General features: G+C 65.0%; 24 protein-coding genes and 1 pseudogene. 12 read left to right on the forward strand and 13 right to left on the reverse strand.

Annotated features, from left to right (window positions below; translation table 11 throughout):
• Position 1: 1 nt before the first annotated feature.
• The 4 genes from AC1DIN_RS24575 to AC1DIN_RS24590 all read left to right on the forward strand — a co-directional run bounded on the left by AC1DIN_RS24575 (position 2) and on the right by AC1DIN_RS24590 (position 4,078).
• Positions 2-1,246 (forward strand): acyl-CoA dehydrogenase family protein, encoded by a 1,245-nt coding sequence (locus tag AC1DIN_RS24575; RefSeq protein WP_476811651.1) that lies wholly within the window; start codon positions 2-4, stop codon positions 1,244-1,246.
• Positions 1,212-2,852, forward strand: coding sequence for a benzoate-CoA ligase family protein (locus AC1DIN_RS24580; RefSeq protein ID WP_476811652.1), 1,641 nt, complete (start codon positions 1,212-1,214; stop codon positions 2,850-2,852). Before AC1DIN_RS24575 ends, AC1DIN_RS24580 begins: the two co-directional genes overlap by 35 nt.
• Positions 2,853-2,900: 48 nt before the next feature.
• Entirely contained in the window at positions 2,901-3,308 is a 408-nt protein-coding gene (locus AC1DIN_RS24585) for a RidA family protein (RefSeq protein WP_476811653.1), read from the forward strand.
• Between the two features lie 137 nt (positions 3,309-3,445).
• Positions 3,446-4,078, forward strand: coding sequence for an EF-hand domain-containing protein (locus AC1DIN_RS24590; RefSeq protein WP_476811654.1), 633 nt, complete (start codon positions 3,446-3,448; stop codon positions 4,076-4,078).
• Positions 4,079-4,160: 82 nt separating this feature from the next.
• Here the strand turns inward: AC1DIN_RS24590 and AC1DIN_RS24595 are convergent, their stop codons facing one another.
• The 6 genes from AC1DIN_RS24595 to AC1DIN_RS24620 all read right to left on the reverse strand — a co-directional run bounded on the left by AC1DIN_RS24595 (position 4,161) and on the right by AC1DIN_RS24620 (position 13,491).
• A complete protein-coding gene (locus AC1DIN_RS24595) occupies positions 4,161-5,816 on the reverse strand; it encodes a GTP-binding protein (protein ID WP_476811655.1) in 1,656 nt (551 codons plus the stop codon).
• Positions 5,816-6,718 carry a sulfate adenylyltransferase subunit CysD gene (cysD, locus tag AC1DIN_RS24600; RefSeq protein WP_476811656.1) on the reverse strand — a complete coding sequence of 301 codons (903 nt, stop codon included), beginning with the start codon at positions 6,716-6,718 and terminating at the stop codon, positions 5,816-5,818. Before cysD ends, AC1DIN_RS24595 begins: the two co-directional genes overlap by 1 nt.
• Positions 6,715-7,539, reverse strand: coding sequence for a phosphoadenylyl-sulfate reductase (locus tag AC1DIN_RS24605; RefSeq protein WP_476811657.1), 825 nt, complete (start codon positions 7,537-7,539; stop codon positions 6,715-6,717). Before AC1DIN_RS24605 ends, cysD begins: the two co-directional genes overlap by 4 nt.
• Before the next feature lie 225 nt (positions 7,540-7,764).
• Positions 7,765-11,178 (reverse strand): error-prone DNA polymerase, encoded by a 3,414-nt coding sequence (locus AC1DIN_RS24610; protein ID WP_476811658.1) that lies wholly within the window; start codon positions 11,176-11,178, stop codon positions 7,765-7,767.
• Positions 11,175-12,719: a Y-family DNA polymerase gene (locus AC1DIN_RS24615; protein WP_476811659.1), complete on the reverse strand. Its 1,545-nt coding sequence runs from the start codon at positions 12,717-12,719 to the stop codon at positions 11,175-11,177. Before AC1DIN_RS24615 ends, AC1DIN_RS24610 begins: the two co-directional genes overlap by 4 nt.
• Positions 12,625-13,491, reverse strand: coding sequence for an ImuA family protein (locus tag AC1DIN_RS24620; RefSeq protein WP_476811660.1), 867 nt, complete (start codon positions 13,489-13,491; stop codon positions 12,625-12,627). The genes AC1DIN_RS24615 and AC1DIN_RS24620 overlap by 95 nt, the downstream gene beginning before the upstream one ends.
• Positions 13,492-13,823: 332 nt before the next feature.
• On the opposite strand from AC1DIN_RS24620, the gene AC1DIN_RS24625 reads away from it, so the two are divergent.
• Complete coding sequence (locus AC1DIN_RS24625) at positions 13,824-14,381, forward strand: hypothetical protein (protein WP_476811661.1); 558 nt, start codon at positions 13,824-13,826, stop codon at positions 14,379-14,381.
• Between the two features lie 53 nt (positions 14,382-14,434).
• Here the strand turns inward: AC1DIN_RS24625 and AC1DIN_RS24630 are convergent, their stop codons facing one another.
• On the reverse strand, positions 14,435-14,578 hold the full coding sequence (locus AC1DIN_RS24630) for a hypothetical protein (protein ID WP_441472131.1): 144 nt from the start codon (positions 14,576-14,578) through the stop codon (positions 14,435-14,437).
• Here AC1DIN_RS24630 and AC1DIN_RS24635 point away from each other — a divergent pair.
• The gene (locus tag AC1DIN_RS24635; RefSeq protein ID WP_441472126.1) at positions 14,526-14,750 is read left to right on the forward strand and encodes a hypothetical protein; all 225 of its coding nucleotides are present in this window, start codon (positions 14,526-14,528) and stop codon (positions 14,748-14,750) included. The genes AC1DIN_RS24630 and AC1DIN_RS24635 overlap by 53 nt on opposite strands.
• Positions 14,751-15,138: 388 nt before the next feature.
• On the opposite strand, the gene AC1DIN_RS24640 is transcribed toward AC1DIN_RS24635, so the two are convergent.
• Positions 15,139-15,873 carry an ImuA family protein gene (locus AC1DIN_RS24640; protein WP_476811662.1) on the reverse strand — a complete coding sequence of 245 codons (735 nt, stop codon included), beginning with the start codon at positions 15,871-15,873 and terminating at the stop codon, positions 15,139-15,141.
• A gap of 145 nt (positions 15,874-16,018) precedes the next feature.
• On the opposite strand from AC1DIN_RS24640, the gene AC1DIN_RS24645 reads away from it, so the two are divergent.
• The gene (locus AC1DIN_RS24645) at positions 16,019-16,318 is read left to right on the forward strand and encodes a hypothetical protein (RefSeq protein WP_476811663.1); all 300 of its coding nucleotides are present in this window, start codon (positions 16,019-16,021) and stop codon (positions 16,316-16,318) included.
• Between the two features lie 173 nt (positions 16,319-16,491).
• Positions 16,492-17,106 carry a hypothetical protein gene (locus tag AC1DIN_RS24650; RefSeq protein WP_476811664.1) on the forward strand — a complete coding sequence of 205 codons (615 nt, stop codon included), beginning with the start codon at positions 16,492-16,494 and terminating at the stop codon, positions 17,104-17,106.
• Between the two features lie 113 nt (positions 17,107-17,219).
• Here AC1DIN_RS24650 and AC1DIN_RS24655 read toward each other — a convergent pair whose 3' ends face one another.
• Positions 17,220-18,398 (reverse strand): pyridoxal-phosphate-dependent aminotransferase family protein, encoded by a 1,179-nt coding sequence (locus tag AC1DIN_RS24655; protein WP_476811665.1) that lies wholly within the window; start codon positions 18,396-18,398, stop codon positions 17,220-17,222.
• A gap of 143 nt (positions 18,399-18,541) precedes the next feature.
• Positions 18,542-18,766, reverse strand: coding sequence for a cupin domain-containing protein (locus AC1DIN_RS24660; RefSeq protein ID WP_476811670.1), 225 nt, complete (start codon positions 18,764-18,766; stop codon positions 18,542-18,544).
• Between AC1DIN_RS24660 and AC1DIN_RS24665 the strand changes: the two genes are divergently transcribed.
• Both AC1DIN_RS24665 and AC1DIN_RS24670 read left to right on the forward strand, forming a co-directional pair.
• Complete coding sequence (locus AC1DIN_RS24665) at positions 18,665-18,988, forward strand: VOC family protein (RefSeq protein ID WP_476811666.1); 324 nt, start codon at positions 18,665-18,667, stop codon at positions 18,986-18,988. The genes AC1DIN_RS24660 and AC1DIN_RS24665 overlap by 102 nt on opposite strands.
• A gap of 230 nt (positions 18,989-19,218) precedes the next feature.
• Positions 19,219-19,425, forward strand: a complete 207-nt coding sequence (locus tag AC1DIN_RS24670) for a hypothetical protein (protein ID WP_476811667.1) — start codon at positions 19,219-19,221, stop codon at positions 19,423-19,425.
• 67 nt (positions 19,426-19,492) lie between these two features.
• On the opposite strand, the gene AC1DIN_RS24675 is transcribed toward AC1DIN_RS24670, so the two are convergent.
• Both AC1DIN_RS24675 and AC1DIN_RS24680 read right to left on the reverse strand, forming a co-directional pair.
• Positions 19,493-20,053, reverse strand: a complete 561-nt coding sequence (locus AC1DIN_RS24675) for a DNA-3-methyladenine glycosylase (protein ID WP_476804050.1) — start codon at positions 20,051-20,053, stop codon at positions 19,493-19,495.
• Between the two features lie 504 nt (positions 20,054-20,557).
• Positions 20,558-20,842, reverse strand: coding sequence for a BrnA antitoxin family protein (locus AC1DIN_RS24680; RefSeq protein ID WP_441472057.1), 285 nt, complete (start codon positions 20,840-20,842; stop codon positions 20,558-20,560).
• 781 nt (positions 20,843-21,623) lie between these two features.
• On the opposite strand from AC1DIN_RS24680, the gene AC1DIN_RS24685 reads away from it, so the two are divergent.
• On the forward strand, positions 21,624-22,142 hold the full coding sequence (locus tag AC1DIN_RS24685) for a cupin (RefSeq protein WP_476811668.1): 519 nt from the start codon (positions 21,624-21,626) through the stop codon (positions 22,140-22,142).
• An 83-nt stretch (positions 22,143-22,225) separates the two neighbouring features.
• Positions 22,226-22,675, forward strand: a complete 450-nt coding sequence (locus tag AC1DIN_RS24690) for an MOSC domain-containing protein (RefSeq protein ID WP_476766469.1) — start codon at positions 22,226-22,228, stop codon at positions 22,673-22,675.
• Positions 22,676-22,702: 27 nt separating this feature from the next.
• On the opposite strand, the pseudogene AC1DIN_RS24695 reads toward AC1DIN_RS24690, so the two are convergent.
• Positions 22,703-22,969, reverse strand: a pseudogene (locus AC1DIN_RS24695) (IS3 family transposase); the annotation flags it as partial.

The following is a 22,969-nucleotide window of genomic DNA, read 5'->3' on the forward strand; positions in this document are numbered from 1 at the left end:
GATGAGCAGCGCCCCTCGCCTCGGCCTCGATATCCTCGGCGACACGCTGGATTGGCCGTTCTTCGAGGAGCGCCATCGAACCTTCGCCGCTGAGCTCGCCGGCTGGGCCGATTCCTATCTTGCCGATCTGCCCCACGACGATGTTGACGAAGCCTGCCGGGCGCGTGTCGCGGCGCTGGGCGCGGCGGGTTTCCTGAAGGCGGCCGTGCCGGCCGCTTATGGCGGGCTTTCCGACAAGCTCGATGTCCGCACGCTCTGCCTCGCCCGCGAGATTCTGGCTGCTCATGACGGGCTCGCCGATTTCGCATTCGCCATGCAGGGACTCGGCACCGGCTCGATCAGCATCGCAGGCTCCGAGGCGATGAAGCAGCGTATCCTGCCTGGTGTCGCGGCTGGCAAGCGGATCGCCGCCTTCGCCCTCTCCGAGAAGGAGGCGGGCTCCGATGTCGCAGCCCTGGCGACGACCGCGACGCCGGACGGCGCCAACCATGTCCGCATCGACGGCGAGAAGAGCTGGATTTCGAATGGCGGCATCGCCGACCATTACGTTGTCTTCGCCCGGACCGGTGAGGCGCCCGGCGCGCGCGGGCTTTCCGCCTTCCTGGTCGAGGCCGATGCGCCCGGCCTGGCCATCGCGGAACGCATCGAGGTGATCGCGCCGCATCCGCTGGCGACCTTGCGTTTCGAAGGCTGCCGCGTGCCGCTCGAGAATCGCATCGGCGGGCCCGGCGACGGCTTCAAGGTGGCGATGGCGACGCTCGATATCTTCCGCTCGACGGTCGGCGCCGCCGCGCTCGGCTTCGCGAGGCGGGCGCTGCACGAGACGCTTAGCCATGCCAATGGCCGCAAGCTCTTCGGCGCCACGCTCGGCGACCTCCAGCTCTCGCAGGCAGCGATCGCCGAGAGTGCGGCTGAGGTCGATGCCGCCGCCCTTCTCGTCTACCGCGCCGCCTGGACCAAGGACCGCGGCGCCGCCCGCGTCACCCGCGAGGCAGCGCTGGCGAAACTCGTCGCGACCGAGAACGCCCAGCGCGTGATCGACCGGGCCGTCCAGCTTCATGGCGGCCTCGGCGTCACCAAGGGCGTCAAGGTGGAAGAACTCTACAGGGAGATCAGGGCGCTGCGCATCTACGAGGGTGCCAGCGAGGTCCAGAAGGTCGTGATCGCGCGCGACCTGCTGAAAGCACATGCCGCAAAGGCAGGGGAACGAGATGACAGCAACCGGATTCGCGAGATCGGGACTTAAGGACAGCTTCGCGCGGGACAACCTGCCGCCGCGCGAAAGCTGGCCCGATCTGAGGCTGGAAGAGGCGGGGCTGAGCTACCCGGAACGGCTCAACTGCGTTGCCGAGCTGCTCGACAGCCATATCGCTGCAGACCACGGCGGGCGCACGGCGATCATCGCCGCCGATCTGCAGTGGAGCTATGCCGACCTCGCCGACAAGGTGAACCGCATCGCCAATGTGCTGACCCGCGATCTCGGCCTGGTCAGCGGCAACCGCGTGCTGCTGCGCGCCGGCAACACGCCGATGATGGTCGCCGCCTATCTCGCCGTCATAAAAGCCGGCGGCATCGCAGTCGCGACCATGCCGATGCTGCGGGCGGGCGAACTCGCCTATCCGCTGCGCAAGGCCAGGATCGCGCTGGCGCTCTGCGACCACCGCCTGACTGCCGAGCTCGATGCGGCGAAGGCGCAGGTGCCGGGCCTTGCCCGCATCGTCGCCTTCGGCTCGGCGGGCAGCGAGCTTGAAACGCTGATGGCGCAGCCGGGCTACGAGCGTTTCGAGGCCGCCGACACCGCCCGCGACGATGTCTGCCTGATCGCCTTCACCTCCGGCACCACCGGCGAGCCCAAGGGCACAATGCATTTCCACCAGGACATGCTGGCGATCTGCGATGCCTATGGCGCACGTGTTCTGAAGGCCTCGCCCGAGGACCGCTTCACCGGCTCGCCGCCGCTCGCCTTCACCTTTGGGCTCGGGGGGCTCGTTCTGTTTCCGCTGCGGATCGGCGCGGCGATGGTACTGCCCGAGAAGGCGGGCCCGTCCGATCTCATCGACGCGATCGAGCGCTACAAGGTCAGTGTCGTCTTCACGGCGCCGACCGCTTATCGCGCCATCCTGGACAAGCTCGACGGGCGCGACATCGCCTCGCTGCGCATCTGCGTATCCGCCGGCGAGGCGCTGCCGAAGGCGACCTTCGACGCCTGGCAGGCGAAAACCGGCTTACCGCTGCTCGACGGCATCGGCGCGACCGAGATGCTGCATATCTTCATCGGCGCACCGCGCGAGGCGATCCGGCCAGGCTCGACCGGGCTGCCGGTGCCGGGCTACGAGGCGAAGATCGTCGACGAGAACGGCAACGAAGTCGCGGACGGCACTCCCGGCAGGCTCGCCGTGCGCGGGCCGACCGGCTGCCGCTATCTCGCCGACCCCCGGCAGGCCAAATATGTCCTGAATGGCTGGAACATCACCGGCGACACCTATCTGCGCGATGCCGACGGCTATTTCTGGTACCAGGCCCGCTCCGACGACATGATCATCTCCGCCGGCTACAACATCGCCGGGCCGGAAGTGGAAGCCTGCCTGCTGACGCATGAGGCGGTGGCGGAATGCGGCGTCGTCGGCGCGCCCTGCCCCGATCGCGGCCAGATCGTGAAGGCCTATGTCGTGCTGCGCGAGGGCGTCAGAGGCGACGAAGCGCTGGTCAAGGCGCTGCAGGAGCATGTGAAGGCTGGCATCGCGCCCTACAAATATCCGCGCGCCATCGAATTCGTCGCGGCCCTGCCGAAGACGGCGACCGGCAAGCTGCAGCGTTTCGCGCTGCGCCAGATGGCGCAGGCCGAGACCTGATTCCCCCGTTCAACCAGAGCCAAACGGCCGAAACCAAGGCGACCCTTCATGTCCGAACTTCCGCAGTCCCGCGCCATCCTGCCCGAGGGCTGGCCACAGCCGCGCGGCTATGCCAACGGCATGGCGGCGGACGGCCGCGTGCTGGTCACGGGCGGGCTCGTCGGCTGGAACGCCGAGGGCATCTTCGCGCAAGGCTTCGTCGGCCAGTTGCGCCAGACCTTCCTCAACATCAGGGCAGTCGTCGAGGCCGGCGGCGGGCGCGTCGAGGATATCGTGCGCCTGACCTGGTACGTTACGGACATCCAGAGCTACCGCGACAGCCTTCGCGAGATCGGACCAATCTATCGCGAGGTCTTCGGCCGGCATTTCCCGGCGATGGCGGTGGTCGCGGTCACGGCGCTGGTCGAGCCGCAGGCGCTTCTGGAGATCGAGGCGACGGCGGTGGTCGCGCACTGAGCAGGACGGCGTCGCACCCCGCATTCCTGCGCCCGTGAAAATACTCGCACGCGACGCCGTTTATTAGGTGTTCACCAAGATTCCCGGCCGAGACTTCGGGAGCGTCGCACGTTTGCGGCGTTTTCCGGAGTATCTCCATGTCCAGTGTCAGCGGTATCGGTGGCGGCTTCCGGCCACATCACAAACCTCCCAGCTTCGACCAGATCGACAGCAACAGCGACGGCGGCATCAGCCTCGATGAATTCGAGAGCGCCGCGCCCAAAGGAGCCGACAGCTCCAAGAGCGAAGAGCTCTTCAAGAAGATCGACGCCGATGGCGACGGCTCGATCAGCAAGGCCGAGTCGGATGCGTTCAAGGACAAGGCCAAGAAGGCCGACAGCCTGCTGCAGTCCTTCCTGTTCTCCCTCCAGGCCGACGGAACGCAGAATGCGCAGGCGGCTTCGACCAATGATTTCGCCTCGGTGTTCAAGCAGATCGACGGCGATTCCAGCGGCGGGATCAGCCAGGGTGAGTTCACCTCGGCCTTCGGCGACAGCCGGTTGGGCAGCGACCGGCTGAACCAGCTTTTCAGTGCTCTGGACAAGGATAGCGACGGCTCCGTCTCGCAGGACGAGGTGAAGGCCTTCCAGTCCACGCTGCAACAGTCCGGCGAACGACACCACCGGCGGCCGCCCCCGGAAGCTATCCAGAACGCCTCGCAAGCCTATGTCTCCGCCTCGCAGCTCCGCTCGCAGGGAACCACGGAAACGAACTACACCCAGGCGGCCTGAATTCCGCCGCCCGGTCGCCGCGCTGACCCGAGGCAACCGCAAGACCCTCGACGCCGACGGCAGAAGCCGCTGGCGCCGCTCTTCAGATCCCCGCGCCGTCCTGCAAGGTCCCAATCGGCGCCTTGCGCCAGAGCCGCATATGCAGCGCCCGCAGGCCAGGACGGAGCAGGATATCGCCGAAGGCGAGCGCCAGAGAGACCGGCGCATTCGCCGTCAAAGCAAAGGCCGCCAGGAACAACCCCGCCGTACTCAGCACGCGCCAGCTCGCTGCCGCCAGCCAGGCCCGGCGATCCGGCGTGCCGCGCCGGCCGACGATACGGATGACATTGCGCCGGAACCGGGCCGCTACGCCGCCTTCGCCGATCGCGCCGTGTTGCTCGGCATCCCCGCCCGGCTCGACGAAGCCGAAGGCGACGGTCTCGTTGCTGATCCGATCGACCAGGATGAAGCCACCGAGCTCGTGGCTCTCGGCATAGGGCTGCGAAACCAGCGGCCTGTCGAGCCGGAGCGTCACCAGCCCGATGCCGTTCATGCGCAGGGCTTGCGCCGGCAGCGGCCGGAAACCCTCGATGTCGATGCTGTGGTGCAAGGTCTCGACCGTCGCGCTGGCGCTTTGCGTCGCCAGTTTCAGCAGGAACTGGCCGCCCTCCAGCATGGCGCGTTCGCCCGTCCAGAGCAGTCGTGCCGTGAGCCCGCGGCTGACCGGCAACGCCGTGTCCGCAGCGACGATGACGTCCCCGCGCGAGATGTCGATGTCGTCTTCGAGAGTGACGGTCGCGGCCTGCCCGGCGGCGATCTGACTGGCGTCACCGGCAGCACCGATCAGGCGGGCGATGCGGCTCGTGCGCCCCGAGGGCAGCGCTATGACCGGATCGCCGACGCGGGCGCGGCCGGCGACGGGCGTGCCGGCATAGCCGCGGAAGTCGAGATCCGGGCGATTGACCCACTGCACCGGCAGGACGAAGCCTTCGCCGCTGCGGGCAGCGCGCGCGATCGCAACGCTTTCGAGATACGGCAACAGCGCCGGGCCGTCATACCAGGCCATGAGTGAGGACGGCCGCATGACGTTCTGGCCGTCGCGGGCCGAGACCGGGATGAAGCTGATCGAGGCAAAGCCGAGGCTCTTCACCGCGGCGCGGTAATCGGCCGCGATCCGCTCGAAGACGGCCTGATTATAGCCGACGAGGTCCATCTTGTTGATCGCGACCACGACATGGCGGACACCGACCAGCGAGACGATGAAGGAGTGGCGGCGCGTCTGCGGCAGCAGGCCCTTGCGTGCATCGACCAGGATGATGGCGAGATCGGCGGTGGAGGCGCCGGTCGCCATGTTGCGGGTGTATTGCTCGTGGCCGGGCGTGTCGGCGACGATGAAGCTGCGCGTCTCGGTCGCAAAATAGCGATAGGCGACGTCGATGGTGATGCCCTGCTCGCGCTCGGCCGAGAGGCCGTCGACCAAGAGGGCGAAATCGGGCGCCGCGCCTTGCGTGCCGAATTTGCGGGAATCGTTGTCGAGCGCGCTGAGCTGGTCGTCGAAGACCGCGCCGGCCTCGTAGAGCATGCGGCCGATCAGCGTCGACTTGCCGTCGTCGACCGAGCCGCAGGTGATGAAGCGCAGCAGCGAATGCCGGCCGGTTTCGGAGGCGGCTGGCGTATCGTTGGCGGGGCGAAGATTCTGGGCCGGTTTCGACGTCTTCAGGTTCTTTTTGGCCAGGTTCCTGGCGATAGCGAAGCCCATCAGAAATAGCCTTCCTGCTTCTTCTGCTCCATCGAGCCGGAGCCGTCATGATCGATGACGCGGCCCTGCCGTTCGGAAGAGCGCGAGGAGCGCATCTCGGCGATGATGTCGGTGAGGCTCGCCGCCTCGCTTTCGACCGCGCCGGTCAGCGGGTAGCAGCCGAGTGTGCGGAAGCGGACCATGCGGGTCTCGACCACCTCGCCGGGGAGCAACTCCATGCGCTCGTCGTCGCGCATGATCCAGGCGCCGTCGCGCTGCACGACAGGCCTGGCTGCGGCGAAATAGAGCGGCACGACCGGGATGTTCTCCAGCGCGATGTAGTCCCAGATGTCGCGCTCGGTCCAATTGGAGAGCGGGAAGACACGGAAGCTCTCGCCGCGGTGCTTGCGCGTGTTGAAAAGCTGCCAGGGCTCCGGGCGCTGGTTCTTCGGGTCCCAGCGATGCTCGGGCGAGCGCAGCGAGAAGACACGCTCCTTGGCCCGGCTCTTTTCCTCGTCGCGGCGAGCGCCGCCGAAGGCCGCATCGAACTTGTGCAGGTCGAGCGCCTGCTTGAGGCCTTGCGTCTTCATGACGTCGGTGTGGATGCGCGAGCCCGAGGAGAAGGGGTTGATGCCGGCTTCGACACCCTCCCGGTTGACGTGGACGATGAGGTCGAGCCCCAGGCGCGCCGCCGTCTCGTCGCGAAAGGCGATCATGTCGCGGAACTTCCAGGTCGTATCGACATGGAGCAGCGGGAAAGGCGGCTTGGCCGGGTAGAACGCCTTCATCGCCAGATGCAGCAGGACCGCTGAATCCTTCCCGATCGAATAGAGCAGCACCGGCTTGTCGCAGGTCGCTGCCACCTCGCGGATGATGAAGATGGCTTCCGCCTCGAGCTTCTGGAGATGGCTGAGCTGGATCATGCGTGAGCTCCCGCCGGTGCGGCTTTGCCGCGCGCCAGCTTTCCGTCCGGCCCGACATGCAGGCCGCATTCCTTGGCAGCGTCGTCCTCCCACCACCAGCGCCCGGCCCGCTCCGGCTCGCCGGGGCGGAGGGCACGGGTGCAGGGCTGGCAGCCGATCGAGACAAAGCCCTGCGCGTGGAGCGGGTTGAGCGGCACGCCGTTCTCTTGCGCGAAAGCGAGGGTGCGCGCGCGCGTCCAGTCGATCAGCGGGCTCGCCTTGACGAGCCGGCGTGCCAGATCCGCCTCCGCGAAAGGAACCGCGCCGCGCGCCGCCGACTGGTCGGCGCGCAAGCCCGTCAACCAGACGTCGGCGCCCGCCAGCGCGCGGCCGAGCGGCTCGACCTTGCGGATGTCGCAGCAGGATTTGCGAGCCTCCCGCGAAACATGGAAGCCGTTGATGCCGTTCTGGCGGACATAGAGTTCGACCGCGTCGTGCCGCGGGTAATAGGGCCGGATCAGGATGCCGTAGCGCTCCTCGGTCTGCTGCCAGAGCGCATAGACCTCGGGGTAGAGCCGGCCGGTATCGAGCGTAGCGAAAATCACCGGCAGCTTCGCCGTGGCGATGAAATGGGTCAGGACCTGATCTTCGAGGCCGAAGGATGTGGTGAAGACCACCGCCCCCTTCGCTCCCGCAACGGCCCCGGCGAGGCGAGCCGGAACATCGACCGCGCCGAGCGCAGCATTCAATGTTGTGGCACGGCTTGCCAGCATTTCGGCGGCACCCTCGTCCGGTGCCGTTTCAGTCGCTTTTGCCTCGTCCTGGCCGGGGCTTTCCGCCATTGTCCTGCCGTGCCGCTTGTTCGGTAAATCGAACAGACGACTTATACCCGCAGGGGTCAAAGCTCAATTCACATACAGTAGCGGGTTTTTTCTTATTTCACTTTCAGAGGAGAAGATTGTTTTAACGAACGCTGCACACCCGCAGGCGAGTGATGTTCCGACAACGACCGGACAGCGGCATTCAGCGGGGCCACGCAGGAGGCGAAACGAACGAGTGCCTGCTTCTCAATGGAAATCCCGCGATTTCGGCAGGATCCGGACATTGCGCGGATGGCGGTGGCGCGGCAGCGGCGGGTTCTTCAGCTCGTCGACGGACATGGGGACCTCGGCGCGGTGCGTGTCCGACAGCGAAAGCAGATCGGCCGAGCGGTCGACGATACGCTGGGCCATGAGATGGACGACGCCTTCGACGCTTTTCTGCACCCTGCCCTCGACCAGCATCAGCCGCGCGCCCATGACCTCACGGCGGAAGCGCTCGAACAGCCGCGCCCAGATCACGACATTGGTAATGCCGGTCTCGTCCTCCAGCGTGACGAAGATGGCATTGCCGTTGCCCGGGCGCTGGCGCACCAGCACGACGCCGGCCGTGCGGACGAAGGCGGCGTCGGGCTTCGCATCGGTCTCGGCGCAGCTCAGGATGCCCTCGCGCCGGAAGCGCGGACGCAGCAGTTGCATCGGATGGCCCTTCAGCGAGAGCCGCACCGTCTGGTAGTCGGCGACGATGTGCTCGGCCAGCGGCATGACCGGCAACGCCATGCTCCGCTCCGAACCGAGCTCACGGGCCTGCGCGGCCTGGAACAGCGGCAGAACGGCATCATCCGGCAGCCGGCGCACGGCCCAGAGCGCCTCGCGGCGGTCGAGCCCGAACGAGCGGAAGGCATCGGCATCGGCGAGCAGGCGCATGGCGCGGGCGGGAAGGCAGGCGCGACGCATCAGTTCCTCGACGTCGCGATACGGGCCGCCCACTTCCCGCTCCTGCGCAATGGCTTTCCCCCATTCATCCTTGAAGCCGTCGATCTGACGGAAGCCGAGGCGGAGCGCGAAGGGGTCCCTTTTGCTCTCCTGACGCAGCCGGTCATGGTAAGAACTCGATTCCGAAACGGCTTCCAAGCTGTTGTCCAAAAAGCTGGAATTGACATCGGCCGGCCGCGCCTCGACGCCACCGTTCTCCTCCGCCTCCCGCACGATCTGGGCCGGTGCGTAGAAACCCATCGGCTGGGAATTCAGCAACGCGGCAGCGAAAGCGGCCGGATACCACCGCTTCAGGAAGGAGGAGATGTAGACCAGCTTGGCGAAGGAAGCCGCGTGACTCTCCGGGAAGCCGTAGCTGCCGAAGCCCTTGATCTGCTCGAAGCAGCGCTGGGCGAAATCGCGCTCATATCCGCGCGCGACCATGCGCTCGACCATCATCGTCTCGTAATTGCAGATGGTGCCGGCATTGCGGAAGGTGGCCATCGCCTTGCGCAGGCCATTGGCTTCGATGTCGGAGAATTTGGCGGCAACCATGGCGAGGCGCATCGCCTGTTCTTGGAAGAGAGGAACGCCTTCGGTTTTCTTCAGAACTTCATAAAGCTCGTTCTCAGGATGGGGCGGCTTCGGAGACGGAAACACGACTTTCTCGATCCCGGCCCTCCGCTTCAGATAGGGGTGCACCATGTTGCCCTGGATCGGGCCGGGGCGAACGATCGCGACCTGGATGACGAGATCGTAGAATTCCCGAGGCTTCAGCCGCGGCAGCATGTTCATCTGGGCGCGACTCTCGACCTGGAAGACGCCGAGCGACTTGCCCTCGCAGAGCATGTCGTAGGTCGCCTCGTCGCCATCCTTGAGGTCGGCGAGCGCGTAATCCTTTCCCCCGTTCGCCTTGATCAGATCGAAGGCCTTGCGGATGCAGGTCAGCATGCCCAGCGCCAGCACATCGACCTTCATCAATCCGAGCTCGTCGATGTCGTCACGGTCCCATTCGATGAAGGTGCGGTCGTCCATTGCGGCGTTGCCGATCGGCACGGTCTCGTCGAGGCGTCCGCGCGATAGGACGAAGCCGCCGACATGCTGCGAGAGATGGCGCGGATAGCCGAGCAGGCGGGTGGCGAAATCGACGGCGCGGCGGATCGTCGGGTTCGTCGGATCGAGCCCGGCTTGACGGACGCGGGCATCGCCGATCTCGCTGCCCCAGCTTCCCCAATTGGTATCGGCGATGCGGGCGGTGACGTCCTCGGTCAGGCCCAGCACCTTGCCGGCCTCGCGAATGGCACTGCGTGGCCGGTAATGGATCACGGTCGCGGCGATGCCGGCGCGCTCACGGCCATAGAACTTGTAGATCCACTGGATCACCTCCTCGCGCCGCTCGTGCTCGAAATCGACGTCGATATCGGGCGGCTCCTTGCGCTCCGTGGAGATGAAGCGCTCGAACAGCACGTCGTTCTCGTCCGGATCGACCGCGGTGATGCCGAGCACGTAGCAGACGGCGGAATTCGCAGCCGAACCGCGGCCCTGGCAGAGAATGCCCCTGCTGTTAGCGAATTCGACGATCTGGCGGATAGTCAGAAAATAGCGGGCGTATTCGAGCTTCCCGATCAGATCGAGTTCCTTCGCCAGCAGCTTCTCGACCTTCTCCGACACGCCGTCGGGATAGCGGATCAGGCAGCAGCGGCGGACCAGTTCCACCAGCCAGTCCTGATCCTTCCAGCCGGGCGGGATCGGCTCGTCCGGATATTCGTATTTGAGCTGGCCGAGGTCGAACTCGATGCGAGAGAACAGGGCTTGCGTCTCGGCGATGGCCTCGGGCGCATCGCGGAAGAGGCGGGCCATCTCCTGCGGCAGCTTGAGATGGCGCTCGGCATTGGATTCGAGCAGGCGACCGGCCCGCTCGATGGTGGTGCCCTCGCGGATGCAGGTCAGCACGTCCTGCAGGTCGCGCTGCCCGATGGAATCGTAGAGCGCATCATTGGTCGCGATCAGCGGCGTGCGAGTCGCTGCCGCGATCACCTTCAGGCGCGCAAGGCGGCGACGGTCGTCGCCGCGCCGGTGCATGCTGGCGGCGAGCCAGACAGCACCGGGCGCAGCATCGTCCAGCTTGGCGAGCAATGCGGACAGGCCATCGAGGCTGCGCGCAGGCATCAGGATCAGCAGCAGGTCGCGGGCATCGTTCAGGAGGTCGTCGAGAACGAGATGGCACTCGCCCTTCTTCACGCCGTCCTTCAGGTTGCCATGGCTGAGCAAACGGCAAAGGCGGCCCCAGCCGACGCGATTGGCGGGATAGACGACGATGTCGGGCGTGCCGTCGGCGAAGACGAGACGGGTGCCGGTCGCGAGCTTGAAGCCATCGGCCTTCGCTTTCATCTCCTCGGGCGTGAAGGGCAGAGCGGCGAATTCGGGGTTCTCGGCCCAAAAATACTCCCCTGGGCTGCCGCCTTCCCTGACCTTGTCGGGCGCCGGCAGACCGTACTCGCGCACTTGCTTCAGTGCCGCCCAGGCGCGCACGACGCCGGCCACCGTGTTGCGGTCGGCGATGCCGATGCCGGAATAGCCGAGCAGCAGCGCCGTCAGCACCATATGCGGCCCCGGGGAGGCTCCGCGCAGGAAGGAAAAATGCGTGGCGGCAACAGGTTCGGCGAAGGCATTCGCAATCTGATTCATGCGAAGAGCCCGTGCAGGAACCAGCGCGGCGGGGCGCTGTCGGCCTCGTAGAAACCGATGCGGTAGAGCCAGAAGCGGCGCCCTTGCGCATCCTCGACGCGGTAATAGTCGCGCATCGGTTCGTCGCTGCCGTCGCGCCACCATTCGGGCGCGATGCGCTCGGGGCCTTCGGCGCGGGCGACGTCATGAGTGAGGCGGCGCCAGCGGAAGCGGATCGGCGGTCCGTCCGGCACCTCCGCGATGGCCTCGACCGGATGGGGCGGCTCGAAAAGCTGGAGCGGGCGGGCCGGCGGTTCCTGCGGCTCGGGGGCGGACCAAGCCGCCTCAGGTAATGGTGCAGCAGCCGAGAGCGCTTTCGCGGCCCTGACGGGGTGATGCGTATCCTGCGCCGCGAAGCGCAGCACTCGGTCGCGGCCGAAGCGGGTGACGAGCCGGTCGACGAGATCGGCCACCGCTTCCTCCTCGATGGCGCGGCCGTCGAGGCTGTGCTGGGGCGTGTTCAGCGGTTCGCAAACGGGCACGGCGAGTTTGATCGCATCGAAGCCGAAACCGGGATCGAGCGGATCGGCCAGCGTCTCGATACGCTCGCGATAGAGCCGGAGCAGCGCCTTGGCATCGCGCGAGGGCCGCCCGGTCTCGATGGCGAGACGGCGGACAGCGCCGTCGCTGCGGAAGAAGCCGATCTCGAAGAGGCGCCCGCCTTCGCCGCGCGCCTCCAGCACACGAGCCGCCTCCCCGATCAGGCGGATGACCACCGCCTCGAGGCTCGCAGTATCGGCGAAAGGCTCGGCGAAATGGCGCTCGACCACGCAGTCCGGCGGCTGGCGCAGGGGTGTGATGCGCCGGTCCTCGCGGCCGAGGATGCGCCTGAGCTTCGTCGCCAACGCCTCGCCGAAGCGGGAGGACAAGGTTTCAGAGGGGCGCTCCGCGAGATCGGCCAGGCTCTTCAAGCCGGCGCGGGAGAGCGCAATCACGGTCTCTGCTTCGGCCTCCAGAGCCGCGACCGGTAGCGGGCGAAGCGCCGCTTCGTCCCGCCCCGGCGGGATAATGCCGCCCCGTGCGAAGCGGGCGCAGGCGCGGGCGGCGTCGGGCGTGCCTGCGATGGCGGCTTTCAGGCTCAAGCCCATCCGGTCCATCACCCGCCGCACAAGGCCGACCATCCCCTCCTCGCCGCCGAAGAGATGGGCACAGCCGGTGATGTCGAGCATGAGGCCATGCGGCTCGTCGCGCGCGACCAGCGGGGTGAAACGGTCGCAGAAGGCAGCGAGCGCCTCGATGAATGCGCTGTCGACCTGCGGCTGCGCCTCCAGCGCGACGAGATCGGGGATGCGGGCGCGGGCATCGGCCAGCGTCATATCTCGCGTCAGGCCGAGATCTACGGCGCGCTTGTCGCAATCGACCAGGCGCAGCGCGTTGCGCTGCGCCTCGACCAGGACATACGGCTTCTCAGCCGGCGCGCCGAAGGCCGGAATCGCGCCCATCCGCCGCAACCTGTCCGTCGCCAGGAAGGGGAACCAGAGGGCGAGATAGCGGCGCGGCATGGTCTGTCCGGGAAGCCAGTCTGTCGGATCGCTCGAAAAGGCTGCGTTCCGCGAAAGATCGTCGGTCACGGTCCCACTCCACACGCCACTCACGTTCCGCCGCGCCGCCGCGCTGGCGCAGCAATCTCACCGCAAAAGCCGGGGCACCCGGGGCATTGGCCTCCAGCGCCCGCGATGCGAGCGCCCTCACCTGCCAGCGCGTGCGCGCCGCGCTCGGCACCTCGGCCGCCGCCACGCGCAACAGCAGAACCGGCACGCCCGAGCCCTCCGCCGCCAGGGCGAGGCGGCGGCTCGCCGTCAGATCGAAGGAGCGCGGCTCGCCCCAGGGTTCGATCAGCACGGCACCGAGCGCGGGGCAGCGCGCCGCTTCGGCGCCAGCCCGCAGCGCGCTTTCGCCGTCGCGCGCCCGCACCAGCAGGAGGCGTGCCGGATCAAGGCCAAGCTCGTTGAGCCCCGGCGCATGCAGCCGGCCGGCTTCGGCGTCGACGAAATCCTGCCGCGCCCAGAGGATGGGGCGCTCGGCGGCCTTCTCCTCCACCTGCCCCGCCCGCAGCGCGAGGCCGAGCGCGAAACCGGTCGCGGCGGCGAGATCGGCAACCTCAGCGGCGTAGACCTCGTGCAGCGCCGCCCGCGCGAGCCCGCCATTCAGGGCCTCGTCCAGCGAAGCCACGCCCAGACCGATCCGCCCCTGCGAAGCCGGGCCGGCGCGCAGGGCCGCCTCGGCAAGACTACGGCGCAGATCGGACAGGGTCGGGGCGGTGGTTACGGTCATGGGACGATGCAATTGTTCTCTCTTTGTTCTTTTATAGATCTCTCCCCGTCGGAAGGCGAGTCGAGTCTCGCCGCCCTCCGTCTCGCCCCTGTGTGCCAACACACGAAGTTTGTCGGCACGAGCGGGTAGTGTGTCGGCATTGGTAGCCAAAGTGTGTCGGCAGCCGCTGCTCCACTTGATCTGAGCCCTTTCATCAGGTGAGTGAGAACGGGGTAGCGCGCACAACCCGGCCCAGCGCCCGCGTCGTTGACCTGACCGCGACATCGCTCGACGCCCAAGCTTTCTACACAGGTGCATATCTAACCGACCTGGAGCGAGCCGTGCGCGTTCGCTTGGCCAGCCAGATCGCAACCTCTCGGGCGGACGCTGAGCGTAGGACAGCCGAGCAAAAGGCCAATGAGGAGAGGGAACGCGCCGACCGCCAGGCCAGGCTGGAGAAGGAAAGAGCCGAACGGGAGGCCGCTGCGGCGCATGCCGAGGCGCAGCGGATAGAGGCCGAGACCCGTGCCAAGGCTGCTCGGGCCGAAAGGACCGAGCTCCTGGAGAAGACCCGAGACCTTATTCGGACGAAAACACTCGCCTGCATCGGCAAGGAAGGGGCGACGATGCTCTTAACCGACGAGAAGGCGGAAGTTGTCGCGAAGGCGGCCATGATCTTCTGCCAAAACGACATCGACGCGCTCGTGAAGGTCACCACCGAGCTGGTGGAAAACGAGTCCGGTGGGCCGTCAGATCGCTCATTGGTTCGGAAGATCGCGGAGGATCGTGTCCGGGAGGTCGTCACCGCTTATGTCATCCGGTCACGCGGCGATCTGATCGGGAAGAACCTGAAGGAGCAGCAGACGCCTTCGAAGCCAGCCGAGAGTTCCAGAAATTCCCCCACCCTCTAGCTCGGCGACCGCGGCTGCCTGTGCAGGCCGGTGGAAAGGACGCTTCATGGGATTCAGGTTTCGGCGTTCCGTTCGTCTCTTTCCCGGCGCAGGGTGAACTTCAGCCTCAGCGGTGTGAGCGTGAGCGCCGGCGTGCCGGGAGCGATGATCAACATCGGCCCGCGCGGCAGCCGTCTGACCATGGGCCTGCCCGGCACTGGCATTTCCTACACTCGCAATCTGAGTTCGCCTCGCCCCGTAAGACGAGCGTCGACCCCAGCTGAGGTCTATCTGGAGCCACCGGTTCCACCCGAGCCGATGCACCCGGACCAGAGCCGCAGCCAGGGCCCTTGGTCGGGGAGATCAAGAGCGCCGAGGTGGCGAGCCTGACCAGCCCGGACCTCGGGGGCCTAAAGCAGTTGATCAACGATGCGGCGCACCAGAAGGTCTTGCTCCAGTCGGATCTTAACGAAGCGGTCGCAGATCGGCGTCGCGCCTGGCGGAAACTGCGACGTCGCGAACAGTTGCCACTTCGCGTTGTGATGAAGTCGTCCATCCCGACCGCGCGCGTTGCTTTCGAGGAAGCGGAAGAGGAGGCCTTGAAGGTCGCGGCAGCGATCATCGCGACAGAGATCAAGGTGGAGATCGATCTCAACGATCAGACATGGGCGGCGTGGGCTGAAGTGACGAAGACGTTCGATCGGCTCTCCCAGGCCGCGAAATTCTGGGATGTCACATCATCCGTCGCTGTTGACCGCTTCCGCACCCGGTCCGCCGCTCACGAGCCATCCGCCGGAACCGATCGATCGACCAGTTCGGGAGGAAGACCGAGACGACCCGTGTCATCGCATGCCTCCAATTCGAAATCCGCCCTCTCGCCCGCCCTGGCCCTGATCAGTTCAACAAGCCAGCGCGGTCGTCCCATTCCAGGCACCGGCAACACTGTCGATGGCAGAACCGAGACGCGCCATCGGGTCATCGCCGCCGTGGGCTGACCGAAATCGGAGGCATCGACCTCTCGTCGCCATCGTCGCAGCGCGATGCCGATAGCACCTGTCCCCTCCGCAGCCAGCTGAAGGCGACGCGATGCCGTCATGGACAAGCGGGCTACCTCGCCGACGACGGAGCCCAGCCCGCCATGGCGCAGGCCCTCTTCCATGCAGGCGAGCACCGTCTTGTCATCTCCTGCCTCGACATAGATCACGCGGTCAGGGATCAGCCCCGCCTGCGCCATCGCCGGCGCGAAAAGATCGGCTCGGGTGAGACACCAGAGCACCTTGCCACGACTCCTGGCGGCAACTCCGGCGCTAAACAAAGCCGCTGCCGCACCATCAATCGCCCCATTTCCGCCGCCGGCGACTTCATGGAGTGCCCCCAGCGTTAGGCCTCCACCAGGCAAGCGCGAATCAAGCGTCGCGATTCCGAACGGCAGCACAGTCCGACCGCGGACCCCTCGGCCCTCGATCCGCTCGATCTGGTCGCGAAGCGACTGGAATACTGGCTGTGGCCGCAACGGGCTTTACCTGCTAGAACGACACCTTATGTTCCTCTTATGTTCTCAGCGAGAGGCCGAGAGTCAAGCTCGGTGTTTGGCGGGAACACAGCGACACGACGGGAGGTTGCCGAGGCACACCCTCTTCCTCCAAGCAGGAGTACTGATGATCTCCGATGATCCAACCGAAATCGTTGAGCAGTCCTACGAGGTCGTCGCTTGGCGAGGGCTGGCACTGGCACTTCTAGCGCAGATCCTGGTTCCAGCGCCGGAGAATGAAGGGGAATGCTCCCAGTTCCTTCACACCGTCTTGGCAGATATTCTCGATCAGACGGTCAACAGCGAGGCAATGCCTGCCGAACTCGATCGAGGCGCCTTGCGGGCCGAACTGGAAGGCGTGAACGAGCGCCTCCGGCAGGAGTTCGCTGAAGCGCAACTCGATCGCCAAAAGCTCCGAAAAGAGTAGCTGAAGTCGGGAGCCAACTGATCGCCAACAGAGTATCGACGACCTTCAGGACGCCCACGCCCCAGCGAGCAACCTATGTGCAAGCTCTACCCCCACCAAGAACGTAGAAGTTAGGAACACGCGATCGATCCGTGCGATTAATCCCGGGCCCGCAATCCTGAGCAGAGCATCATGTGAAGCGCACCTCAACGCAGCTCGCCGAATGGCCTCTCCCATCTACAATTACACTTGGATCGCCGGTCCGCGCCAAGGGAATCGAGCGGGAAATCAGGCGGCGACTTCCTTGGTCGACGCGGAAGCACCTCACGGTCGAAACCGGCAAAGCGATCCTTCACATGCCGGACGCCGAAGCTGCTGAGTTTGACGCTCTATCTGCGATCGTAGCGGATATGTTGGCCGATATTGCCGAGTTGCCCATCCTCCCCAGCGAGGCCGAGGACATTCTCTCCATTTCATCTCGTGAGCGCCACAAGTGGCTCAATGATGGACGACTGCAGAGCGCGGGAACCAGAACGGTCAAGCTGCGTGGCCGAGCCAAAGCCGTCACATTCCACGTGTTCACCCCAAGTTTCATCGAGCAAGTCCTCGATAGCGGCCTGCCGGAAATCTGGCGGGAAGAGGATATCGCAACGACAGCAGAGAACCGGCGGCGAGCAGCAGGGAAAGCAGCTTTGACGCGCGCGGGAAAGCGTTTGGCCAAATCCCGTAAGGCAGCGACCGGTCCGGACGAACAGAAAACCGGCCTCGACGGCTGGGAAGAGTTTGAGGCTGAAGGTTTGCTTCGGTGAGGTATGCCGCCCGGAGGGACGGGAGAGAAGCTATCCAGCTATCGCCTGCACCTGTCGGCATGAGCGACACCCCGTCTGTTCAGGGCCTCCATGCGGCATAATCGCCGTATCTTTCACGCGGCGGCGGCCAGGCTGGCGATTGCGGCTGCCACACCACCCGGGCCGTGCGGGATTTCTTTGGCTTGAAGCGCCATCTCAACGGCTCCGAGCGCTCCAATAAGCGCCGCAGCGTTGAAATGACCCATGTGGGCGATCCGGAAGGCTTTGCCGTGATAATCTCCAATCCCGAGGCCGAGCGTCACGCCACAGACGTCGCGCGCGAAGGCGGTGATGACGCTTACGTCGACGTTAGGCGTTAACACCGCCGTCACAGACGGCGCTCGCTCGGATCCCTCGGTCACTCCGAAGGTGAGAGCCTGACCACTCGACCAGAGTTCGACGGCAGCATGTGTCGCCTTGGCAAGGGCGGCGTGGCGGCGCCAGATCGCCTCCAGCCCTTCCTCGAAGATCATGTCGAGCGCGGCACGCTGTCCGAAGAGGAGATGCTCAGGCGCAGTGCCGCAATGCTTCATATAGGCCAGCACGTTCATCCGGCCACTCCAATCCCAATAGCCGGTGCGCAGGTCGGCGCGTTTATGGGCGGCCAGAGCCTTCTCGTTGGCCGCGACGAAGGCGAGGCCTGGCGAAGACATGAGACCCTTCTGCGAGGCTGAGACGCCAACGTCGATGCGCCAGGCATCCATCTCGAATTCCATGCACCCGAGGGAGGCAATGGCATCGACCATGAACAGAGCGGGGTGACCGGCGGCGTCGATGGCCCTGCGAATGGCCGGGATATCGTTGACGATGCCGGCTGCGGTATCAATCTGAACGACCATCACGGCCTTGATCGTGTGCTGCGTATCGTCGCGCAGGCGAGCCTCGACTGCTGCGGGATCGACGGCCCGGCACCAGCTGCCGGGGAGCATCTCGACATCGACGCCCATGAAGCGGGCCATCTCACCCCAGCCGACGGCGAAGCGGCCGCTTTCGAGCACGAGAACCCTGTCGCCTCGCGACAGAACATTGGTGAAGGCCGCCTCCCATCCACCATGGCCGTTGGCGGCATATACGAAGGCTTCGCCGTCAGTCCGGAAGACGCGCTTGAGATCGTAGAGAACCGTTTCGGTCAGGCTCACGATGCTGTCGGAACTGAGTTCTTCAGCCGGCCGCATCATCGCCTGGAGCACGCGATCGGGAATATTAGTGGGGCCTGGCATCGCGAGTAGCGGCCGACCATTCGCCAGGGACATGCCGAATCCTCAGGACAGTAAAATCACTACAGCAGAGATCCGCCAAGCGCGTTTCCCGGGCAAGTGCGTGCGCGCATTGCTCGACATCTCGCTCTGCATGACGCGTATGCCGACTCGACCGTCAGGTGGCGTCCCAAATATCTCTATGAGGCGTTCGGGCTGTACCTCCGTTTCAGCTCTCCGCTGTCGTCGTAGCTGGCCTCGAAAACCGGCGAAGCGAGAGTGGCTCGAACTTTCAGTGTCCCGGCTCCGCTGTTCGTGAATCCATGACGGCTGCCAGCGGGCACGATGACCGACTGGTTGGGCAGGACCGACATAACCTCGTCCTCGATGCGGATCTCGGCCTGCCCCTCAATGACCTCCAGAATTTCTTCGACCGTATGCATCCGGCGACCTTTGCCAACGGCGGGACAATCGGCATCGCTGCGGCTAGCCGAGAGCATGTCCAAGCCTGGCACGATGCCGGAACGACACATGGCGGAAAGTCCATCGAAACCCCGCCGAGCGAGCGTCCCAATGGTGCTTTCGTCGCATACCTTCGCGACCCCGATGGGAACAAGCTCACCGCGCGCTCTCAGCCGACGAAGTAGGCTTGGCCCTTTAACGATGCGCAACGAGCTCGGCACCAGCGCGCCATCCCGGGCGGAACAACGGACGATTTCCACCAGCAGCCACTGACGCCTCCGCGGGCGAAAGGGTAGCCCATCCCGCGAACGGCCGCCCATCGCGCTGCTTCCGCAGGGCTCAACGCTTGGCTGCCTTGGAACAGAGGCACCGCGGGCCTGTTCCTCGTCCAGGCGATACAGCTTGGAGACGACAGGTGCGCATTTCCAACCAAGATGAATATCAAGCGGCCGTCCAGCGCCCGGCCGCCGTGAGCGACGCTCTCCGCGATTCCGAAAAGGGCCGCGAGCTCCAGAGCCTGACTTCGGCAATTCGCGAATGGGATGAGGCCCACAAGGGTGAGAATGCGAGCGGCCCCGAGCCGGACCAGAGCCTATTACGGCCGGACGATCTCCCGCTCTGAGGGCTGCCTGGCAATCTCGGAAAGCTTCAAAAAGATTGACCATGAGCCACTCAGCCGCCGGCCAGAGCTATCTGCCAGGTTTTGGGAACGGCTTGCTCACAAAGCGCGAGCCGGCTAGGCCATATCGCCATGGCTGCTCGGCGGCTTTCGAAATCCCAATCCGGGCGCTGCAAGAAATCTCCGGCGCATGTGTTCGGTCTACGATCGAGAAAGGGCTGCGTTCCAAGCTCAATCCATCATGAGCGCTTGTTATCCCGAGCGCCTGGGCCAAGCGCCCTGGCCCATTGCAGAGATTGATCATGCTGCCGCGGCGCGCCTGCATTTCAGCCAACCCATCTGTCGGTTCGATGGCTCTGATCAAGACCGCGCCATCGCCCGCAGCGACAATGTTAAAGCACCAGTGCAGCCCATAGGACCGATAAACGTAAGCGTGCCAGGAAGGCCCAAACATAGCCGCATTCCGCGGTGTCGGGCCTCGGAAACTGTGCGAAGCTGGATCGTCAGCGAGATAGGCCTCGGTTTCGACGATGGTTCCTCCTACGCCATCAACGAGCAGCCCGACGCCAATCAGGCGTGGTGCAAGCTCCAGCGCGGTCAAGGCTTTCAGCTCGGTCAAAGTTGATGGCATTTGTTCGACTGCGGGCTTGCTGATGGCGCGGACTTCAACTCGCGCCCTGAAGCCTGCAGTAATCAGCGCAGCAGCGGGAGAACGGTGGCGGCGGCGATCGCCACGACGATGGCACCTCGAATGAGGATGCCATTGATCCGAGCCATAGAGGCATCTGAGCTGTCAGGCGTACGCATAACTTCGCCTCCCTCGAAGTGCAGCTTCGGACCCAGTACGCGCGGATGCAACCCCATGAATAGCAATCCGTCACACTCTCCTCTCGTGTGACCAGGCCGCCACGACGTTACAACTGCCCCGGCGATTCCGGTTTGCTGCGTTAATCCGAAGCTTGGATCGCACTGGGTGCAGCTGACGCCGAACAATCTGGCCTGTTAGGGATAAAGCTGGCTCGGTGCTTCGCGTCGCGGCGCAGCGCGCCAGGCCCGTATCGCGTCTCGCGATTCTGGCCGGAGCTATATCAGCCAGTGCTGCACGGTCATCGAAGTGGGGCTCGCGGGCCGATTATCAGCCATCGTTCGACGAGTTAAGCTCGTCCGGCCTCAGCCCCTCATCAAGGGCTGCTGGGATCGCCTTTCTGAGTGCATCGTTGATCCGGTCCTGCCAGCCGGGGCCGCCATCCTGAAAGTGCGCCAACACCTCGCTGTCGATCCGAAGAGTGACCATCTCCTTGGCGCCCGGCAGAACGGTACGCTTCTCGATTGACGCAGGTGGCGCCACTTTCGGCGCAGCAAAAAGGGCTTCCGCCTTGTCCCGCGCGCTCGTCGGGCGGCGCGTTCGATCGTTGCTCATGAAGTCCTCATACCCGGCACCTGATAACCGATAGTAACAGGGACTGGATGGAAAAGGGGCGTAATCCTGTACCCGCTCAATCCTGGAAAGTTGCTTCGACGGAGGGCGCCTATCACGTAGACGTCAGTGGGAACGCCACTGACCATGATGGTTCTTTGGTGGTTCGGGAATCCGGCAGTGCCAACCTCTTCCGAAGTCGCCTAGTCCTCAACAAAGCGTTCGACGAATCCCGAGGGGACGTGATCTGGATGCGAGCCGATCCACCCTCTATGACCCAGTTTTCGCGGTGCCGGCGGATCTCGACGGTTGCGCTCACTGCCTGTTCTCCCCGCCCAATTTGTTGCGGCGCAGCTCCCTCTCCACAGCCTCGGCGGATGAACCAGCGGCAGGCACGGCATCTTAAAGCCGTGCTTTGGAGACGCCGAATTTGTCGTTCCAATAGCGCACCTCGTAGTCTCATTGAGATTAACCCGCGACCGATCCTGTGCACCACGGCTGCTCTTGTCGTCTGGCTGATCCTCCTGGCGCTAAGATCCCCAAAGGAACGGACGGTTCCGGCTTGGGGACACCTCCCAGGGCAGTTTCGCCCGAGCGAGTGTCAGGAGGGGAGGAAAGCTGTTCCGCGGCGTCCACCCGAGTGGTCCCTGGGTTGCGCCAAGCCGAAAGGCGCTCAGGAGATAATTACGCCCTCGCTTGGATCCGCTGAATCAAACCAAACTCTCGGCGAGGAACGGCCATGAGACGACTGCGTTCAAGGATCGTCTTTGGGAGATACCAGGCTATGCAGACCACCGTGACCGCCCTTCGTTTCGAGCCCTGGCGCTTCGTCCCAAACAATCCCCGGCTTCCCGCACTGATCTATGAGGGGGCGTTCGGTCCCGATGCTGCCGATCTGGCGACGCTCATGGAAAAACGGTTCTCCGAAAATGGCTGGCCACCGCAATGGCGCGATGGAATCTACGATTTCGATCATTATCACTCGCAGGGTCACGAAGTGCTCGGCATCGCGGCAGGGCACGCGAAGCTGATGCTGGGGGGCGATACGGGCCGGGAGGTCAAGGTGACGGCCGGCAATGTGGTGGTTCTTCCAGCGGGAACGGGTCACCGCCAGCTCAGCCAATCTAACGATTTCCTTGTTGTCGGCGCGTACCCGCCCGGCCAGACCGGCGACATCGTCCGGGAGGAACCGACGTCGGCCATGATCCAAAAGATTTCGATCTTGAGCTTCCCGCCGCGGGATCCAGTCGTTGGAGTCGACGGCCCGATGCTTCGCCTATGGGCTGATGCGAGCGTTCCCTGAGTGATTGGGCGCATTCCAGTACGGTAGAACGATTGATGCCTCTGAACCCCTCCTCCCCGCTTGCGCAGCTCCTGAACGCTCCCATGAAGACTGGGCAGGTTGTGTGGTTGGGCATTCGGCCGGCGCGTAGCGAACCAATGGTCGCGCTCCAAAGCGCCGATTTTGACATTACCCGCGGTGTTGTTGGCGATCGCCACACCCGCGCCGCGGGCAAGCGCCAGGTGACTCTGATCCAAGTTGAGCACCTCTCCGCGATTGCCAGTTACATAGCCCGTTCAAAAATTCACCCGGGCGAATTGCGACGCAATGTTGTGACCCGCGGTATCAATCTGCTCGCGCTGAAGGATAGGCGCTTCAGAATCGGTTCCGCGATCCTCGAAACCACGGGGGAGTGTCATCCCTGCTCCCGGATGGAGGAAATCCTCGGCGTTGGAGGATACAACGCCGTTCGGGGCCATGGCGGCATCACCGCGCGCATCATCGAAAGCGGATCGGCCAGCGTCGGTGCTGCCGTTGCACCGTACCCAGGGTAGCTTTCACGCGATCCCGAGAAGCCCCCTAAACTCGTCAATTACGTTCAGCATGCGGTACTTCCTCCCATCATGGGTGCGGTCTTCGACGAAGTCGTAGGACCACACGTGATTGGGCCGCTCTGCACGCAGGCGGATGCGAGATCCATCCGCGAGCCAGAGGCGGCCGCGCTTGGGTTGTCGGGCCGGAACCTTCAGCCCCTCACGTCGCCAGATGCGCTCAACCCGCTTGTCGTTGACGACCCAGCCTGCCGTCGAGCGCAGCAGCGCGGCGATCTTGCGATAGCCATAGCGGCC

This window comes from Allobosea sp. 05T438 (assembly GCF_056396025.1).